Annotated in this window: 2 protein-coding genes; both read right to left on the reverse strand. The window is 53.5% G+C overall.

Annotation, left to right across the window (positions count from 1 at the left end; translation table 11 throughout):
• Nucleotides 1-390: 390 nt before the first annotated feature.
• The gene (locus tag BEN47_RS00020; protein ID WP_125921416.1) at nt 391-645 is read right to left on the reverse strand and encodes a hypothetical protein; all 255 of its coding nucleotides are present in this window, start codon (nt 643-645) and stop codon (nt 391-393) included.
• A 349-nt stretch (nt 646-994) separates the two neighbouring features.
• Nucleotides 995-1,924, reverse strand: coding sequence for a replication initiation protein (locus tag BEN47_RS00025; protein WP_070724166.1), 930 nt, complete (start codon nt 1,922-1,924; stop codon nt 995-997).
• Nucleotides 1,925-3,622 lie beyond the last annotated feature (1,698 nt).

The following is a 3,622-nucleotide window of genomic DNA, read 5'->3' on the forward strand; positions in this document are numbered from 1 at the left end:
GCCCTCCGGCTTCCTCCCGGCCAACGGGGCGCGTAGCGCCCTCCTCCCCTGGCTCGTTCCGTGCCCGATTGCCGCCCGCCCCGGGCCCGTCGCCCCGCGCCCTGGCGCCCGGCGTCCGGCCGCTCGCCGGCCCGCTGTGTAAGACGCTTTGTGAGGGACTTGGCCATGGCGTGGGGTGCCCGGGCTGCGAACGGGGCATGAGGGGGGGGATAGTTTACGGAACGGGTGAGGCAAACAAGGCCGCCGCTCCTTTACGTTCCGCCAACGACGACGGGGATGAAAGGTAGCCACGCTGGTCGGATTGGCAGCGCAATCCGACCGCTCTTGTGACCGGCTTCTCGGCCCCCGACACGACGCGGCCTGGGTGGTTGAGCTCATCCCGGCAACTTGCTAGGCCCCGAACGCCTGCGCCGGGTCGTCTTCGCCCGCCAACGCCCCGGCGACCAGCTTCGCGATACCTTTAAGCTTGGTCGTCTCTTCGGCCTGGGGGTGCTCCAGCACGGCTAATATCGCCCGCAGCCGCTTGCGCAGCTTATAGGCCTTGTTTTGGTGCGCTCTGGGCGATTGCAGGGCCACCGCCAACGCCTCTTCCAGCGGGTGCGTCTTGCGGCGCTCGAGCTGCAGCTGGCTGCTGACGGTTTCCAACTCGTCTTGGATGCGGTTGCGCTCCCGCCGCATCGCGTCCGCGTGGCTGACCTGGGGGGGGGGTGGAGGTAGTACGCGGTGGCCAGGTCCAGGGCCTGCGTGCCAACGGCGACCGAAATGCCGGCATCGTGCAAGGCCGCTTTCGCCCGCTGGATGTGTACTGGCGTGATGAAAGTTGACTCTTGGTTCATGGACATCTGGCTGGTGGTAAACGATGGCTTATGTCCTTGCGTCGGGTCAATCCTGGGGTTTAGCTGTCGACACCGTCGTTCATATAGGGCTTTCATGTGAATCTGCTGGTCCCAAGCGCCTCGTAATGGCCAAAAGGGCGAGCCGTATCTACTTTTCTTTAACGCAGACCTTGCATTTTCAAAAACAGGCCGCCCGGGTTCTTAGTGGCCTTGATTTTATCGGTCTTCAGCTTGTAGATGAAGGCAAACAAGGCATCTACGTACTTAGGGGACTGCAGAATATCCTGCACCAGCTTGGGTTCGGCAATGCCCAGGGTTTCCAGGTGCTTGCGGGCGAGCTGCACTTTGGCGTCATCGGCCTCCAGCTCGAAGGGAATGGGCAGTTGCTGCGGCACCTGGGTGTTGACGTAGAACTTGATGCTTTGAAACGAGCGTCCTTTTTTTAGCAGCTCGTACTTGATGCGCAGGTCCGTGTGCTCGTTTATCTGCGTAGTGGCCACGTCGAGCACGTACTTCTGCAGCGACGAAATCTGGGCGTACTGCTCGGGCTCCTTGCCCGCGGGGTCCTTCAGTTTGAGCATCCCCTTGAACTCATCCAGGGAGTAGGTCTTGGTTTCCCCGATGTCTTTCCACTGCGAGGCCAGCTGGTAGATGCGCTTGGCGTACTTGCTGCTCAGGCTGAAGGCCGCCTGCAGGCGATAGGACGTAAAGTTACTCTTTAGGTCAATGAGGAAGGGGCGCATGCGCTCGGATATCTCCAACTCAATGGTTCCCTCGCCCTTGCGGTACAGCGCCGACGCCAGCAGGCTTACCTGCAGCAACGTTTTGCCCGTCTCGATGTGGTAGACGCGGCTGTTGAGATTTTCGGTGGATTCCAGCAGCTGCTTGTAGTTCCAGGTCCGGCCCGTCATCTCCATCAGCTCCTTTACCCGGATTTCGTAGATGGTCCCGGCCTGGTCCTGCTTGGTGAGCTTTGAGAGCAGCGAAAAGACGATGTCCATCTCGCAGGCACTCATCTCGTAGCGGGCCGTCGTCAGCGCGTTGTGCTGCCGAATTTCGATTGGGACGGTGGATTCGGGCGCGGCCATTCGTAGCTACTATGGTGGTAGAGAGCAAACATACGGCTTAAATTGCAAACTAATAGAGCCAAATCTTGAATCTATGATTCAGCCGAAAGGCGGCGACTCTGTCGGCTTATAAAAGCTATTAGTTGGACTTATGAAACCTATTAGTTCGCGTAACAAGCGATTTGAGCTAAGCTTATAAAACCTATTAGTTAAGCTTATGAAACCCATTAGTTCGAGACTTGCCCGTGTGACCCTTCCTGAGTCATTTACCCTACACAACTTATGAAATCTATTAGTTCGCCTAATGATAGACGCACAATCCCCTTCTATTAATTAGCTTATGAAAGCTATTAGCTTGACTTATGAAAGCTATTACCCCGCTTATAGAATCTATTACCCCGCTTATGAAGCCTATTAGTTAGCTTATAAAACCTATTACTGAAGCCGCTTAAAATACTGAGGTATAAAAAGATACAAGCCCTGCAAATACTTTAAATACTTTAAAATACTCACAAGCTTGTTGAAGCTGGAGTACAACAGCTTATAAAGTGATGGTTTGGGCGATACACGAACGAAAACAACAAAAAAAGGAGTCTAAACAAGCACAAAACAGAATTGCATTTTTCCAGCAATTATTTACCTTTTAATACTATATTGGTTTCTGACTTACTTCTGGCACCCGCTTGGATAGCAACTAGAGGTCTTATTAATAGGTTTTATAACTCTCGTCACATCGCCCAGGTGCCTCCAAAGAGCTACCCCCAAAGTGACCGTCAATGCCCATTAATGCAGTTGAAACGCCGGAAAATAGCGCTTTGAAAGCTTATAAAACCTATTTTCTGACCCCTTGCCACCCGCCTAGTCGAACTCTCTCAATGCGAAGTAATAGGTTTTATAAGCCGCACTTCTGGCGCATGCTCCCTACAACCCAATAATTTCGAGTTTCGGCGCCCCCCGTTGGTAGCCACTTGCCAATCAGCCGCAACTCTTCCAGGCGGGTAGAATAGTGCTTGCCACCCCACTACACTTGCCCTGCCCAGAGGAGTCGCCATTGACTGCTGACAACATCGGGTCCACGCGTTTAACGGTGTCTTCGCGCTGGGTTATTGCGGGACTAAATTAGGAAGCCATAGAAGGCTGAGGCGAGGGGTTTCCTGATGCCATTGCGAGAAGACGTAAAAGGTCAGCAGGCTGACGGATGATGACCAAAAATCCTTGACTATCCCATCAACATAGCGCAAAAGCTTTCTTTTTGCCAAGCATGAAGTTGTGGTCCCTTGGTGGAAGAACGCAACGGCAAGTGGGCTCGAAAAAATGGCGGGGCGTGTCGAGTCCACGCTGCACTTGGAGAAGTCGCACAATAGTAGAAACGTAAAACAACGCTAAGGAATCCTGAGCTAGCGGGCTATCTCAAAAAACGTACATTTAAACGCTATCAAGGCGTTTTTTGAGAAACTCAGGTTCTTGCCGTTCTGGCGTGTAGCTTTTGCCTATCTCACGTATCAATGGCTCATTTTAGCCTGAATGATTGATTTGGTGAGACAAATCAACTCGTTTTTGGTAGTCAAGCGGCCTTAGCGTTGTTTTCCGTTCCTAGTCTAGTGCGACCCCTTGGAGAGGTGGCCTTGGTTAAAAGTTTGGTACAAAAGTTAATCGGTGGCCTTGGCAGCTGCCGCCTTTCGGTGCGCGTGGATGACCACCTTTCGGTGGCGTAAGTAC

It is taken from the genome of Hymenobacter lapidarius (assembly GCF_001816145.1).
In the GTDB taxonomy this organism is placed as follows: domain Bacteria; phylum Bacteroidota; class Bacteroidia; order Cytophagales; family Hymenobacteraceae; genus Hymenobacter; species Hymenobacter lapidarius.

What these genes read in the sequence shown, in the direction of transcription:
- BEN47_RS00025 (WP_070724166.1), bottom strand. Translation starts at nt 1,924, where the DNA reads ATGGCCGCGCCCGAATCCACCGTCCCAATCGAAATTCGGCAGCACAAC.